Annotated in this window: 10 protein-coding genes and 9 pseudogenes; 8 read left to right on the top strand and 11 right to left on the bottom strand. The window is 60.5% G+C overall.

Features of this window, described 5'->3' with window-relative positions:
* Positions 1 to 12 precede the first annotated feature (12 nt).
* Positions 13 to 277, bottom strand: a pseudogene (gene tnpB / locus BDOA9_RS34750) (IS66 family insertion sequence element accessory protein TnpB).
* A gap of 62 nt (positions 278 to 339) precedes the next feature.
* A complete protein-coding gene (gene tnpA / locus BDOA9_RS34745) occupies positions 340 to 762 on the bottom strand; it encodes an IS66-like element accessory protein TnpA (RefSeq protein ID WP_082847979.1) in 423 nt (140 codons plus the stop codon).
* 54 nt (positions 763 to 816) lie between these two features.
* Between tnpA and BDOA9_RS34740 the strand changes: the two are divergent.
* A pseudogene (locus BDOA9_RS34740) lies at positions 817 to 1,344 on the top strand (transposase); the annotation flags it as partial.
* A gap of 39 nt (positions 1,345 to 1,383) precedes the next feature.
* On the opposite strand, the gene BDOA9_RS38455 reads toward BDOA9_RS34740, so the two are convergent.
* The 4 genes and pseudogenes from BDOA9_RS38455 to BDOA9_RS40245 all read right to left on the bottom strand — a co-directional run bounded on the left by BDOA9_RS38455 (position 1,384) and on the right by BDOA9_RS40245 (position 3,167).
* Positions 1,384 to 1,572, bottom strand: a complete 189-nt coding sequence (locus BDOA9_RS38455; protein ID WP_152033731.1) for a hypothetical protein — start codon at positions 1,570 to 1,572, stop codon at positions 1,384 to 1,386.
* A gap of 199 nt (positions 1,573 to 1,771) precedes the next feature.
* Positions 1,772 to 2,282: pseudogene (locus BDOA9_RS34735) on the bottom strand (integrase core domain-containing protein); the annotation flags it as partial.
* Between the two features lie 33 nt (positions 2,283 to 2,315).
* Positions 2,316 to 2,678 (bottom strand): annotated as a pseudogene (locus BDOA9_RS40250) (FAD-dependent oxidoreductase); the annotation flags it as partial.
* A gap of 339 nt (positions 2,679 to 3,017) precedes the next feature.
* Positions 3,018 to 3,167, bottom strand: coding sequence for an FAD-dependent oxidoreductase (locus BDOA9_RS40245; RefSeq protein ID WP_152033730.1), 150 nt, complete (start codon positions 3,165 to 3,167; stop codon positions 3,018 to 3,020).
* Between the two features lie 791 nt (positions 3,168 to 3,958).
* Between BDOA9_RS40245 and BDOA9_RS34730 the strand changes: the two genes are divergently transcribed.
* Positions 3,959 to 5,443 carry a CapA family protein gene (locus BDOA9_RS34730; protein WP_025038543.1) on the top strand — a complete coding sequence of 495 codons (1,485 nt, stop codon included), beginning with the start codon at positions 3,959 to 3,961 and terminating at the stop codon, positions 5,441 to 5,443.
* Between the two features lie 21 nt (positions 5,444 to 5,464).
* On the opposite strand, the pseudogene BDOA9_RS37255 reads toward BDOA9_RS34730, so the two are convergent.
* Together BDOA9_RS37255 and BDOA9_RS34720 are read right to left on the bottom strand one after the other, a co-directional pair.
* A pseudogene (locus BDOA9_RS37255) lies at positions 5,465 to 5,909 on the bottom strand (transposase); the annotation flags it as partial.
* A 46-nt stretch (positions 5,910 to 5,955) separates the two neighbouring features.
* A complete protein-coding gene (locus tag BDOA9_RS34720) occupies positions 5,956 to 6,264 on the bottom strand; it encodes an IS21 family transposase (RefSeq protein WP_025038541.1) in 309 nt (102 codons plus the stop codon).
* Positions 6,265 to 6,330: 66 nt separating this feature from the next.
* Here BDOA9_RS34720 and BDOA9_RS34715 point away from each other — a divergent pair, with 66 nt between their 5' ends.
* The 4 genes and pseudogenes from BDOA9_RS34715 to BDOA9_RS34700 form a co-directional block, all read left to right on the top strand.
* On the top strand, positions 6,331 to 6,843 hold the full coding sequence (locus BDOA9_RS34715) for a hypothetical protein (protein ID WP_025038540.1): 513 nt from the start codon (positions 6,331 to 6,333) through the stop codon (positions 6,841 to 6,843).
* Positions 6,840 to 7,301, top strand: a pseudogene (locus BDOA9_RS34710) (ATP-binding protein); the annotation flags it as partial. The gene BDOA9_RS34715 and the pseudogene BDOA9_RS34710, both read left to right, overlap by 4 nt.
* A gap of 41 nt (positions 7,302 to 7,342) precedes the next feature.
* Positions 7,343 to 8,706 (top strand): annotated as a pseudogene (locus BDOA9_RS34705) (IS30 family transposase).
* 40 nt (positions 8,707 to 8,746) lie between these two features.
* Positions 8,747 to 9,014: pseudogene (locus BDOA9_RS34700) on the top strand (IS3 family transposase); the annotation flags it as partial.
* Positions 9,015 to 9,440: 426 nt separating this feature from the next.
* Here the strand turns inward: BDOA9_RS34700 and BDOA9_RS37250 are convergent.
* Positions 9,441 to 10,381: pseudogene (locus BDOA9_RS37250) on the bottom strand (DUF2817 domain-containing protein).
* Positions 10,382 to 10,426: 45 nt separating this feature from the next.
* Here BDOA9_RS37250 and BDOA9_RS37245 point away from each other — a divergent pair.
* Together BDOA9_RS37245 and BDOA9_RS34685 are read left to right on the top strand one after the other, a co-directional pair.
* Positions 10,427 to 10,837 carry a helix-turn-helix domain-containing protein gene (locus tag BDOA9_RS37245; protein ID WP_042337016.1) on the top strand — a complete coding sequence of 137 codons (411 nt, stop codon included), beginning with the start codon at positions 10,427 to 10,429 and terminating at the stop codon, positions 10,835 to 10,837.
* Complete coding sequence (locus tag BDOA9_RS34685) at positions 10,834 to 11,742, top strand: IS3 family transposase (RefSeq protein WP_025038537.1); 909 nt, start codon at positions 10,834 to 10,836, stop codon at positions 11,740 to 11,742. Before BDOA9_RS37245 ends, BDOA9_RS34685 begins: the two co-directional genes overlap by 4 nt.
* Before the next feature lie 24 nt (positions 11,743 to 11,766).
* On the opposite strand, the gene BDOA9_RS40240 is transcribed toward BDOA9_RS34685, so the two are convergent.
* Positions 11,767 to 11,970: a DUF2817 domain-containing protein gene (locus tag BDOA9_RS40240; RefSeq protein ID WP_152033729.1), complete on the bottom strand. Its 204-nt coding sequence runs from the start codon at positions 11,968 to 11,970 to the stop codon at positions 11,767 to 11,769.
* Positions 11,971 to 12,979: 1,009 nt separating this feature from the next.
* Entirely contained in the window at positions 12,980 to 13,516 is a 537-nt protein-coding gene (locus BDOA9_RS40080; RefSeq protein ID WP_340162410.1) for a M20/M25/M40 family metallo-hydrolase, read from the bottom strand.
* Positions 13,517 to 13,586: the final 70 nt, after the last annotated feature.

Raw genomic sequence — 13,586 nt, 5'->3', positions numbered from 1 at the left:
CGGATTCTGCGCTTAGCCCGCGCTTTGCGGCCGCCAGCTCAGTTGGGGATTCCGCCAGTCGATCCCTTCCAGCATGAAAGCCATTTGCGCCGCCGAGATCGATACCGCGCCGTCGGACGCCGACGGCCAGATGAACTTGCCGCGATCCAAGCGTTCGGCGTAGAGCGACATGCCAAGCCTTGACCAAATCGCCGCGGCGACCTCGGAAGATGTAGAGATCGCCAGCATGAGGATCGCGCTTCAGGCTCTCCTGGACCGCAAGCGCCAGGCTTTGCATTCCGCGGCGCATGTCGGTGTGGCCAGTGGCGATCCAGACCCTGACGCCGCTCGGGATCGGGATCATCGCCGTTTCAGAATCTGAAGAACCCGCTGCAGCGCCTCAACATCGACGTCGCGGTCAACGCGAACACGGAAGCCGCCAAGCTCGATCTCGATAATGCCGGCCCCTGCCCGGTGCGCAGGCGGTGAAGACGCCGGTTGTGGCACGCCACTCGAGAACGGAGCCGCCGCAGGCGTGATCTCAACCGGAACAAGCACCGGCGCAGCATCGCCGTTCAACTTGCCTTCGCGTGCCAACCGGCGCCCCGTGAACAATTGGCTTGTCGACAGCCCGTTACGTCGCGCAGTCACCGACACCAGGCGCGACCCGCCATAGCTCTCGGTGACGATCCGCTGCGTTTCTTGCAATGTCCAACGGCGCCGTGCGCCCGTCGAAACGACTTCAAGTCGGGAACCCCTCGGCATAGGCACATGATCAGTCATACGCCTATGTCTTCATCCTCCTTCAAACCGCGCAAGGCGGTCTTCGCCGGAGCGATACTTCCCTATCTGCTGCGCGGCATGGAGATCACGCGCCCGAACCAGGTCTGGGCGATGGACATCACCTACATCCCGATGGCGAGAGGCTTCGTCTATCTGGCCGTGGTGCTGGACTGGGCGACCCGCCGGGTTCTGTCGTGGCGGCTGTCGATCACGAAGGAGGCGGCATTCTGCGTCGCGACACTGGAAGATGCCCTGGCCCGTCACGGCAAGCCCGAGATCTTCAACGCCGACCAGGCTCGCAGTTTACTGGCGCGGCGTTCTCCGGCGTGCTCACCGAGAACGGCATCGCCATCAGCATGGACGGCCGGGTCGCCTGGCGGGATAACGTGTTCGTTGAGCGGCTGTGGCGCAGCGTCCAATACGAGGAGGTTCATCTGCGGGCCTACGAGAAAGTCAGCGAAACCCTGCCTCCATCGCCGATACCTCGACCTCTACAATTGCCGCCGTCCACATTCGAGCCGTGACGGCAGCACACCGGATCAAGCCTACTTCACTTCGCTACCCCTCCGCACGGTAGCCTAACCCCGGCAGAGGCTCCACTTATCGATGCGGAGATTCTGCTCAGACAACCGGGACCGCTCGATGCTCAATGCCCAATGACGCAGTAAGGTTAGCCAAGAGACGACGCGGGCTGCGGGCCATCGCTATCAAGCTTGTAAAACGACCAAGCAGTTGCGTGTTGCCGGGATTGATCAGGAAGGCAAGCGGATGGCGGCCGATGCCGGTCACAGCATAAAAAATGCCGTCCAAATCACCGTATCCCTCCGGTGGCGGTCGCCTTGCGCGGTTTGATGGAGGATGAAGACATAGGCGTATGACTGACCATATGCCTATGCCGAAGGTTTCCCGACTTGAGGTCCTCTCAACGGGCGCTCGACGCTTGGGCATTAGAAGAAAAGGAGCGGATCGTCACTGAGAGTTGTGGCGGGCCTGACCTGCCACTGAATTTTCATCCAGCGGCAGTTAGAGTCTCGGAGTTTTGTTCGCCAAGTGGCGCGGGTGAAGCAACGGACGATCGGCGGAGCTGGTCGGGGTTGCGCAGCCGATCGTCCGTTGCGGTGAGGTGGGCGGCGTAGGCCGCGGGGGTCGGCGACGAGTGGGGACGCTGTTGATTGTAGTCGGCGACCCAATTGGTGATCTAGGCGGGCGCGTCGTCGAGATCGAAGAACAGAGTCTCGTTGAGTAGCCCATCGCGCATTCGGCCGTTGAAGCTCTCGACGAAGCCATTCTGCATGGGTTTCCGGTGCGATGAAGTGCTAATCGATGGCTGCCTCCTTGCACCAACCCAGCATGGCGTTGCAGGTGAACTCGGTGCCATGGTCGGACACGATCATTCCTGGCTTGCGGCGTCGCCCGACGATTGTCGTGAGTTCGCGGGCCATGCGCCGCCCCGAGATCGACGTGTCCGGAGTGGCGCCCAGGCATTCCTTGGTGACGTCGTCGACGATGTTGAGGATGCGGAGGGTGATGGCCATCTTGCCGTCCAAGGGCATAATTGGGCCGTTTATCAAACCTGATTTTGCGAAGACCACGTGGTAGCCGCGTTCGGATTTAAGCGAGACGTAATCACCAGCGGCAGCAGCAAGCCGCTTCGAACCGATTCCGGCTGCCACAACCGCATGGGTACAGCTTATCCCGCCTGTATCCGTGAAGACCTTCGTAAGCCGCCCTTTGTTGGCTTCAAAGCCGCAAGCCCGCGCGTGGATGCATTTGCCACCTCGAGTTAATATCAACTTTGCTAGCGCCTCATAGTATGCTCGCACGTTACTTACGTGGCAGCCGTCTTTGTTTAAGAGCCCATCTCGATATTCGCTCGAAAGAGTCGGTTCCCGTCTTCTCAAATCAGTCTCGTCCAGTTCATGGCGTGCCGAGTTGCTGCCGAATATCCCTTTCCTGCTGACCTGCGAGCATCTCCTAGCGATCTCGGCAAACCATCAGTATCCCCTTTCGCTGGACCAGGTGGCTCACACCAGCCTCTGCGGAGATCTTTGGATGGTCAGCTGACGCCGAGCGGCAAAGCTCGAAGCGTACTCGCGCGCATGCTTCGACTTCCTTCCAGCTGCGCCCTGCCCATAAAAACCGAACGAGCCACGGGAGTAACCGTGGTAAGTATGGCCATCGGATAGCAAAAGGCCCAGTTGGGTCAGATAGGTAGCTAGGCAATCTCCGCCAAAGGCCTGGGACTGAAACTGGCATTACCGCGCGGCGATCGATCCCCACCCAGCGTTGCCATAAGAGGCCGCTTGCCTGCCGCGGGGAGGCCCAGCATCGATTGCGACCAACTCCATGCCCGCCCGTTGGATTTCAAGAGCACACATTAAGCCCACAATCCCTGCGCCGATCACAGCTACCCTCGCGCGCCGGTAGGCTGCCCCGGACTCTCGCCTGGCACCGATACATTCAAAACATTCATTACCGCGATCCTATTCGCGTCAATCGACCTCGCAATGAGCCAAGGCGCGCCGTGCCGCGAGAATGCCTCTTGCCGTCATCCAGTCATATGAATTGGTGCGAGCGGCCATGACCCGTTGCATCAGCGCTCTCGAAATACATCTTCTCGCATCGCGGGGCGCGACGCAGCAACATGTCTACGCCCTGTTAACGGCATGTGTCCTCAGTCAACTGCCAACCGAAGTGTTAACGCAAATGTACGCATTATTTCTCGCGCAAATGTGGGTAGTCAGTCCTATATCGTGCAGCAGCCCCCGGTAGGTCGGGCGATTATGTACGGAGAATTTCCGCCCCGATTCCTGAATACGTTTATTCCGACCGGAAGCTGGTCAAAGTTAATCCGTCCTCTTTGGGAAAGTTCATGCGGGGCCTGCGATGTGAACGGAGCTCACTACTTGCCCCGCGCAATTCAATTCCGCGAACGCAATTGCCCCAAAGTACGGCATATCCCTGCAGCGGGCCGCTCCAGAATCCGATTCTGAAAATTTCGTTGTGAGCAAGACTCGCCGCGCACGTTTTTTCGAGCTGAGTAACGAGTGAAACGCGCAAATATGACCTTTCGGGCCTCTTAACCTACATTTCACCAAAACATCGCAGCGAAGCTATGATAGTGTCTAAGCGCGCGCATGCGAGTTGCCGTTGCAAACGAACTTCCTTGACCCGCGCAACCGTGAAAGGATATCACATGGGTCTGCTCACACCTGCCGAAATCGAGCGGAGCGATCTCGCAGCTGCCCAACCGGCTACAAGTCCGCAGCCTGCCCACACCGGGACTGCCGCAGCCACTTCCAAGACTTTAGAGGGCGCTTTTCCGACCGCGGACGGCTACGACGCTGTCGGTTCTGCAGCGACGAATGTCACTGATGGATTCACGATGATCGCAGTTGGTGATCTCATTCTGTCGCGCCCGGTGACGAAGAGCCAACTCTCCGGATTTGACGCTGTCAGCGATATTCTGCGAAAGGCCGACGTGACGTTTGGTAACTTGGAGACAGTGATACTAGATGCACGTTCGTCGAAAGCTTCTCCGCAAGCCGGCTGCGCCTGCCACAATATCAGTCTGCCGGAGGTTGCGTTTGATCTAAAACAAATGGGATTTAATCTAATCGGGCGCGCGAACAATCACGCGTTCGACTGGGGTATCGAAGGCATGCGCGAAACCAGCCGCGTACTCGATCTGGCGGGGATCGTCCATGCGGGCGCTGGCGAGACTCTAGCGCAGGCCGCTGCAGCGCGTTTTCTTGAGACCGAGCACGGGCGAGTTGCGCTTGTCTCTTTCGCATCCACCTTCCTGCCAATGTCGCGTGCGGGCGACCCGGCCGGGCAAGCGCCAGGTCGCCCCGGCCTCAATTCTCTCAGGCTTAGGGCCAGCATCATGGTTCCCCTAGAGGTACTAGAAACGTTGCGGAGTGTAAGAGATGCCGTGCCGGGATTCAAAGCACCTTTCATCGATCCCCGCCGCCTTCTCATGGCTGGAATCCGGTTCGAAGCGAGCGAAAACCCAGGGCACAGCTTCGAGCCGAACGTACACGACGTCTCAAATATTCTGCGAAACATCAGGCAAGCGAAGCAATATTCTGATTTTTGCCTTGCCACCAACCATGGACACGAACCCGGAAATTGGAGTGAAGACATTGCCAACTACGAACAGGCATTCGCCCGCGAGGTAATCGACGCGGGCGCCGATGCCTATGTGGTTCACGGCCCGCACCGGCTGCGAGGCATAGAAATCTACAAAGACCGTCCCATCCTCTACGGGGTCGGTAACTTCTTTTTCGACGGACTGCGAACTCCAGTCGCCGCCGACACTTTTGCCGCGTATGGCAAGGATCCCAGGATCGATACAGATGCCGACGTGACCGCGGCTGAGGAGTCCGCCGGCTATGAGACGGATTATGGCTTCACGGACCCAATCTTTTACGAAAGCGTCATCCCGGTGTGCCGGTTCGAGCAAAATCGGCTGGCCGAGGTCCGGTTGGTTCCGCTAGAACTCGGCCATTCGCAGCGCATGGCAAATCGGGGCATTCCTAGGATTGCAGTGCCGCACTATGGAGCCGTCATTCTCGAGCGCTTGCGGAAGCTTTCGGTACCTTTTGGCACGCACATTGAGATTGACGACAATGTTGGGGTGATACGACCTCTCGATGCGTCCACCAATCGTGTCCCCTAGCGTGGTGTAGGTGGCGGCGGGTCACCGCGTTCGCCGGCGAGAGCCGGGCTGGTCAGCTGGCAATCGCCGGAAGGCTGACGGTGGGATCATCGGCGCGATGGCTTCCAGCGTCATGTAGCGGGCACGCTGGACAGCCCATTCGTCGTTTTGCTCGAGCAGGATCGCGCCGATGAGGCGAACGATGGCATCTTCATTGGGGAAGATGCCGACGACCTCGGTCCGGCGCTTAATCTCGCCGTACAGGCGTTCGATCGGATTGGTCGAGTGCAGCTTGGTCGGGTGCTGCGGCGGGAACGTCATGTAGGCTCTGCACATCGGTCTCGGCCTCGTCCAGGAAGCCGTCAAGCTTGGGCAGCTTGGGACGGAGCTGGTCAGCGACCTTGCGCCACTGGGTGCGAGCGGCCTCGGCATCGTCTTGGGCGAACGCGGTGGCGATGAAGGCGGAGACGACGCGCCGGCCGCTACGTCGGCATAGCTGCGGTTGGTCTGCGGATCGTAGAGGCAGGTCTCGATCACCGCGTGTTGTCCGGCACCAGCAGTGCCGGCACACCGCCGATTGCCTCGAAGGCGCCGACGTGCCCGCTGATCCAGTCGGCGAGGCCCTGCCTCCAGGTCGCCTGAGCGTAGGTGAAGCTCGATGCGCCCAGCACCGCGACGAAGATCTGCGCGGTGCGCGGTTCGCCGGCGAACCGGTCGATTACCACCGGCAGGCCGTCGCCGGCATAGTCGATGAACAGCTTGTCGTCGGCCGCATGCGACTGGCGCATCGTCACCGACAGCCTGCCTTCCCAGGCCCGGTAGAGACGCAGAACCGCTAACAACGATACCCGCCGGGTTCGCCGGCGATGTACTCCTCCCACACAATCGACAGCGTCACGTGCTTGCGCTTGAGCCATCGCCTGCGTGTGCGCATCTTCGACGACCGGCTCGAATGCTTCCTCGGCGTCACGCCGGTCGTGACGCTGCGGCGCGGTCGGCCAGTATCGGAGACCCAGGGCGGGCATGTCGTCGATTACCGGCACGTTATACATGCCCTGCGGCGCAAGCCGATGGCGCTCCTCAACCTCGTCTATCGCGACCAGCTCTTCCCGCGCGCAGCCTACAAACGTCTGTTCGAGGCCTTTCGGGAACACGGTGACGACCGGCGCGCCTGCAAGGTGACGGTTGAGCTTCTGGCATTGGCTCAAGAGCGAGCCTGCGAAGCCGGCCTCGCCGAGGCGATCGCGATCGATCTTGATGCCGGACGGTTACCCGATCTTGCCGTACTGCGCGATCGCTTCCGGCCCGAGGCGAGCTCGATCCCGGGTGTCGCCGTCAAACTGGCGCCGCTCGACGTCTACGATGAGCTGGCCTCCGTTAGCATCGTGTCGACCCACTCGAACCTGGGAGAAGCAGCATGACCGGTATGACGACATCCGTCGATGCTGTCCGCGTCGAGCTGCTCCTCAATGAGCTTCGCCTGCCGGGCGTCAAGGCGATCTGGCTGAAGCTCGCCGCGCAATCGGACAAGGAAGGCTGGCCTGCCGCCCGCTTCCTCGCCGCCCTTGCCGAGCACGAGGCAGCCGATCGTACCCGCCGACGCATCGAGCGACACATGGTGGAAGCGCGTTTGCCCGCCGGCAAGACGCTCGCCACCTTCGACCTCGAAAGCGTGCCGATGCTGTCAAAGGCACAGGCGATGGCGCTCGCCGCCGGCGACGCCTGGTTGAAGGCCGGCGCCAATCTGCTTCTGTTCGGTCCACCCGGCGGCGGCAAGACTCATCTCGGCGCCGCGATCGTCGCGCTATACGATGGTCATCCATCAGCGGCAGCCGGGCGCAGGGTTGACCCATCACTCCGATCGCGGGGTGCAAGGCGGATTCAAACGGTCGTCGCGACACTCTGAACTTGGAGGTTGCGATGAAAGTTGTAAGTCGAGGCTCGGCGCGGGCGCGACGAGCGCCATTGCCATCGCCAGGCCGGCCGTCTGCGACGCGATGAGCTGAATAGAGTTTGGAAGGCGATTGCCACAGGGGCAGAGTACCGAAGATGCTGAGTTTGAGGCCGGGTTATCGCAACCTGTCGGAAGCAGATTGTTCCGAAAGACAGGGGTACGCCACCAGCAATGTTCAGATCTTCGGCCAAGCCTCCCTCTGGGCGCTATCTTTCATTGGTTGACCCGCGAGGAAATCGCCCTTCTAAAGGTGCAGGGCCATTCCATACGGGAGATTGGGCGTCGCTGGGGACGCGCTGCTTCGACGATCTCCCGTGAAATGCGGCGAAACGCGGCCACCCGCGGCGGCGGGTTGGATTATCGGGCAACAACTGCCCAATGGCATGCAGACCGATCTGCTCGCCGGCCCAAGCCGACCAAGCTTGCGCCCAACGCAGCCTTGCGCGCTTATGTGGAGGAGAGACTTACCGGCGCTGTGGTAGCCCCGAGCGGAGCTTATACTGCTGACCCCACCGTTCGGTGGAGCGGCCGCCGACATCGGCCGGCAAAAGGATCGACGATGGGCCAAAGCATGGAGCCCTGAGCAGATTGACCGACGCTTGCCGATCAACTTCGCGGACGACAAGCCGATGCGCATCAGCCACGAAGCCATCTATCAGGCTCTCTTCGTTCAGGACCGCGGTGTACTACGCAGCGAACTGACGGCCAGCTTGCAAACTGGAAGCGTGTTGCGCGTGCCCAGGTGGCGCGTACGCAGGCGGGGCAAGGGCTTCGTCTCGCCGGAGATCATGATTAGTGAGCGCCACGCTGACGCGACCGATCGAGCCGTGCCGGGACATTGGGAGGGAGACCTCATCCTCGGTCTTGGCAGTTCGGCAATCGGCACGCTGGTCAAGCGTACGACGCGCTTCACGATGCTATTCCCCGGTTGGTAGGGCATGGTGAAGCTCCGCGCGTGAAGAACGGCCCGCGCTCGCGGGACGCTGGGCCGAAGCCGTGCGCGACGCGATCACGCGCACAATCATCACCTTGCCCGAAGAACTGCGTCGCTCGCTGACCTGGGATCAGGGAGCGGAAATGGCCCAGCACGATCGTCTCAAGATCGATGCGGGTATCCAGGTGTACTTCTGCGACCCGCAAAGCCGTTTGGCGGCTCGGTACTAACGAGAATACCAACGGGTTGCTGCGGCAGTACGTCCCGAAAGGCACAGACCTGAGCTTCCTCAGCGCCGCTGAGATATCCGCTGTGGCAGCGGCCCTCAATGCGCGACCCAGAAAGACACTAGGCTGGAAAACGTCGGCAGAAGCGCTTGACGGATTGCTGTCATGAGTGAAAACAACTGGTGTTGCGACGACCCTTGCAATCCGCCCAATACGCCTCACACCACGACCGTACAGCCCTGGCAGCCGCTGGCATCACCGCATCAATGAGCCGCAAAGCCGACTGTGACGACAACGCACCAATGGAGAGCTTCTTCCAACCTGAAGACCGCGCTCGTACATCATCGCCAATACAGCACCCGAGCCGAGGCCCAGCGCGATATCTTCGGCTTCATCGAGGGCTTCCACAATCGGACCCGGCTTCATTCCGCCATCGGATATATCGCCCCGATCGAGATGGAGCAAAAAGTAGCTTAACCCCGTCCACGTTTCGGGGGAAGATCACACGCTACGCCGTTCTCTGCCAACAGGCCCTTTCGGACCACGTCGGCTTTGCGCGGATGCCGAATGCGCCTCTCACGCAGGCAACCCTGACGGCCATCGAGATGCTTGGGCAGCTCTAGCGCGTTGAACGGCTTCATCCCGCCCGCCGCCATGCGGCCTTTTAAAGCCTGATGGCCGGAACCCCCAGCCACCCGCAATCCGCTTCACACGCCACCCGCACGCCTCAAGCGCATCATTCCGCGACGCCATCCGGCATCTTCATCAGTTGCCCCGCCTTTCAGCGATACGTCCCCGTTTCATTCACTTTCGCCTCAGCTATCCACGGAGGAGGCAAATCCTCGTGATGCTAAGGGGGCGTTTCCATGACGCGCGAGATCACCCAGTGTTCCCCGTTCACGCTCATGTCGTAAACGCTTCCAGAGCCTGGCGGTGGACCATATGCGACCTCCAGGCAACCATCTCCTTCCAGTCCATCCTTTGCGGATAAGAGTTATTCTTTGTAGCGTTGCGGATCGCGCGGGTAAGTTCTGAATCTCCGTCTTGCGGACGATGGACGAACAACCACTGCTCTTTGCGCCTGCCTTCCGCAAGGACTTCGGGAGAATATGTCCCATACTCCAGACAAATGTAGGTGTGCCGATCACCCAGAGCGCCCTCCCAGAAATCATCTTGTGTCCCGTAGAGCGAGGTCGCAGCGGAGGTCCCAAGGATTGGCGACGTCGCCGATGGGCCGAAGATCCTTACGGCACGCTCGTGCCCATCCAACCCCGAGACTTCCTCCGTTTGTAGCTCCCCGCAGCCATAGGGGCCAAGGCAGCTGTGATAGTCGACGATGATGACACGATCCCGGGCCCCCACGTCAAAATCCTCCGCGATTTGTTCCAGCGTGCGCCTTGCTTCGGTCGGTCCAATCCCGCGGTAAAAGATGCCACCAGGATCGGTGTGCTGAGCGGATTGCCGCGCCATCCGAAATGCAAGCTCGCCGTGCGTTCTTCGATACTCTGCGATCACTGCATCGGCACGTCGAAGCGTGTCTTCAGAAAGATCCGGCGGAACGAAGTGCTGTGCCAAATCGTCGTATCGGGGGTTTGCTGGAAGCGGCCTGGAAAAGTCAACGAAGTGTCGATTGAGATCGCAGCCCTCCGCAGTCACCCGGGGATTCCAGGCAAACCATAGCATTTTAGGGCGTGGACCATGAGAACGCCTGTCGAGCGTGGTAGCGCTGCCGCCAGGTTCGATTCGATGAACAGCAGTTGGCTCGCAGAGCCGCAGTACCCTTCTGGGCCGTGCGTGGCGGAAAAGAGGATCAGCAGCTTCTTGGCATCTGGAGTGCACCCCAAAAGTGAGACAAGAAAAACCGGGGACAGTTCTCTAAAGGAGAACGGATGCCCAACAAATCTCCCCGTAAGTTCGATCGAGAATTCAAGCTTGAGGCGGTCCGCCAGATGTTGGCGGGCGAGACGGTCAGGGCGCTGTCAGACGAACTGACAGTGCTGCGTAAAGATCTCTATTCGTGGCGCAAGCTGTTCCGGGCGGGCGGGGCGGAAGCGCTTCGCCCGCTGGGGCGGCCTCGCAAGGGCGATGGCGTCGTGACGGCGAAAGTGAAGAAGCGGGCGCGCGAGGTCACGGCTGGTGATCCCGCCGCGCCGGAGCGAATTGCAGAGCTCGAACGCAAAGTCGGCCAGCAGCAGATCGAACTGGATTGTTTTCGACAAGCCTTGCGGCGGGTCAGGGAAGCACGGCGGCCGAACGCCGGACCTGGCGCAACGGGATCTACGCGGTCATCCAAGCGATGACGGCCCCCCTGTCGCAAGGCGAACTCACGATTGATCGGATGTGCGCGCTGGCCGGCGTCAGCCGCGCCGGCTATTACCGGCACTGGGCGGCCTCCGCCCCGCGTGCGGAAGAGACCGAGGTGCGGGACGCGATCCAGCGGCTGGCGCTGGCGCACCGGCATTATGGCTATCGCCGGATCACGGCTCTGCTGCGCCGGGAAGGCTTTGCTGTGAACAGCAAACGCGTGCTGCGCCTGATGCAGCAGGATAACCTGTTGTGCCTGCGGCAAAAGCCGTTTGTGCCCGTCACGACAGACTCGCGCCATGGCTGGCGCGTGGTGGCGAACCTTGCCCGCGGCATGATGCCAAATGGCCTTGACCAGCTCTGGGTAGCGGACCTCACCTACATCCGGCTGGGGGAAGAGTTCGTCTATCTTGCCGTGGTGATCGATGCCTTCAGCCGGCGCGTGGTTGGCTGGGCGCTGGAAACGCACCTCGAGGCAAGTCTTGCGATCGCAGCCCTCGCGATGGCGATCGAGGCGCGCCGGCCGATGCCCGGCAGCCTGATCCACCATTCCGACCGCGGCACCCAATATGCCTGCGCCGACTACACCGAACTGCTGCAGCAGCACGACATTGTCGCCAGCATGAGCCGGGTCGGCAATCCCTACGACAATGCCAAGGCGGAGAGCTTCATGAAGACCCTTAAAACGGAGGAGGTCAACGGCCAGACCTACCGCGATGCGCAGCATGCCAGAAATGCCATCGGCAACTTCATCGAGGAGGTGTACAACCGACAACGCCTGCACTCGGCGCTGGCCTACCGGGCCCCCGCCGAGTTCGAACAAACTTTACCGCTCTGCGGGGCTGCTGCGCAGCAGCCCCGCAGAGCGGCCCCCATCGCTCAACCCCCCCACCCACTCTAGGACGGCGGACCCAACTGTCCCCGGTCATCGTGTCTCACGATAGGGGTGCACTCCAATCGGGTCCCCAAAATATGCAGCATCTGTGAAGAGGGCTTCGCCCGAGGGGCCCTTTGCGCTGCATGGATATGGTCTGGCTTTGGGTGCTACCGCCAAGAAGTGTTGTCTTGCCTCCGCGTAACTGTCGGAAAAGACAAGCGGAGCAACTTGTTTTGCACCTTCAAGAATCATCGTGATCGGTCTCCTTGGTTTGTGGTGACGCGGCGCGTGGAAGAAATGCCTCGCACTCTTTTGTCTATGATGACTTGGCCGGGCTCGCGATGCGCCTTGATCAATCGCTTCGGCGCCCACCTCTTGGCTAACTAAGGATGCGAGGCTTTCAAGCTCCAAACCTTTGGGGTGTCTCGGGAGCCAAGGTCCCCAAAAAGAGAGGTCATGATGTCCAGTGCCTCACGAACCAACTGCACTGGTAAATGCTCGTTCGGTGCGTGCTGCGAGCAAGTGCCATAGGAGTGATTGACCCAGAGGGTGCGCAGGCCCAGGATCTCGGCGAAAATGTAATTAGGAAAAGAACCAGCGCTGTTGGGGAGCACCGTAATTGTTTTTGCGCTGGCGCGCGCGAATTGACGCGGCGGCCCATTGAACCCACGCGTCCTCCGGGTTCAGTCGCGTCGGCAGATCCACTGGCTCGTGTTTTCTTTGGATCTTCACGTGCTTAAAACCATGTCGGTCCAAATGCCGGCCTAGCGCTGGGAGGATCCCCTCCGCGTCTACACCCACTGGGAAGCGCAAATGGCAGCGAGCCCAGGCGCGCGAGGGAATGGCGTTCATAGGCTGGTCAGGATTGCCTGTCTTGAACGCGAGAACTTCGAAGCTGGCCACCCGATCAGACGCTCAGCTGGCGTAAGGCCGGGCTCGCCCCACCGTGAGTCGATCTCGGGTCCGCCCTCTCCAGGGTTCACATCACAATCAGCTAGAACTCGGCGAACTGAAGGGGGAACTTCGCTTGGCACCCAGTCTGAGATGCGGATTTGCCCTGTCGCCGAGCAGATCGTGGCGATGGCATTTGCAAGCTGGATTCCGGGACTTGAGATTAACCCTCCCCAATTGCCCGAATGGTGCGCTCGTGCGCGCGACTCGATCGTCATATCACAATTGAAGCAGCCTCGCGATCCGAGCCTAAGGGTTGGACGATCAGCCTGCAAGCGAGGACCATCTGAAGCGATCATCACGTCGGCACTCATCTCCTCGCAATGTTCACTGCAGATCTCACTTGAACCGGCGAACCGACCTCCGCGCCCATCTCAATCAGGAATTCTGCGTTGAAGCCAAGCCGACCGCGCGTGGCGATCACATGTTTCATCGCTTCCATGTTGATGGTGTGCTGCCCTTTGTTATCCGCAACACCGCGACCATACCAACGCCCGTCACATTCGGTCAGGTGCCAAGGCGTCAACGCCGCGTTCCATTCATCGTCTAGACCAAGAATCACGTCGCCGTGGCCGTGGCTGAATACAATCGGCATTTCTGGCGACTCGATCCGCTCTGCGAGCAGGAAGGATCCCTTGGCTTTTGGATGCTCAATGAGCTTCCACTTGAATCCCATTTCAGCAAATGACGGCCCTATTTCATCGACTAGGTAGTGACGCAGAACATTGGCTCGCTCCGGATTCTGGCTTTCCGTAGGAAAGGCGATACGGCGGCCGAGAATGTGAGATAGCTCGCCAGACTCGAGGCTCGTGCGGGCGCGGGAAAGGGCGGCTTCCAAGGTCTTCATCTAAATACTCAATTAGTCATCGGCGTGTTTTCGTACGACGATCGCCGCACGGGGGGCGCGCTTATCGAGC

The organism is Bradyrhizobium sp. DOA9, assembly GCF_000617845.2.
Classification (GTDB): Bacteria; Pseudomonadota; Alphaproteobacteria; order Rhizobiales; family Xanthobacteraceae; genus Bradyrhizobium.
This window is presented reverse-complemented; position numbering and strand designations above follow the sequence as displayed.

Coding starts and splice junctions, on each gene's coding strand:
- BDOA9_RS40080 (WP_340162410.1), bottom strand. CDS start 13,516: ATGAAGACCTTGGAAGCCGCCCTTTCCCGCGCCCGCACGAGCCTCGAG.
- tnpA (WP_082847979.1), bottom strand. CDS start 762: ATGACTGATCATGTGCCTATGCCGAGGGGTTCCCGACTTGAAGTCGTT.
- BDOA9_RS34730 (WP_025038543.1), top strand. CDS start 3,959: ATGGGTCTGCTCACACCTGCCGAAATCGAGCGGAGCGATCTCGCAGCT.
- BDOA9_RS40240 (WP_152033729.1), bottom strand. CDS start 11,970: ATGATTCTTGAAGGTGCAAAACAAGTTGCTCCGCTTGTCTTTTCCGAC.
- BDOA9_RS34685 (WP_025038537.1), top strand. CDS start 10,834: ATGACGGCCCCCCTGTCGCAAGGCGAACTCACGATTGATCGGATGTGC.
- BDOA9_RS37245 (WP_042337016.1), top strand. CDS start 10,427: ATGCCCAACAAATCTCCCCGTAAGTTCGATCGAGAATTCAAGCTTGAG.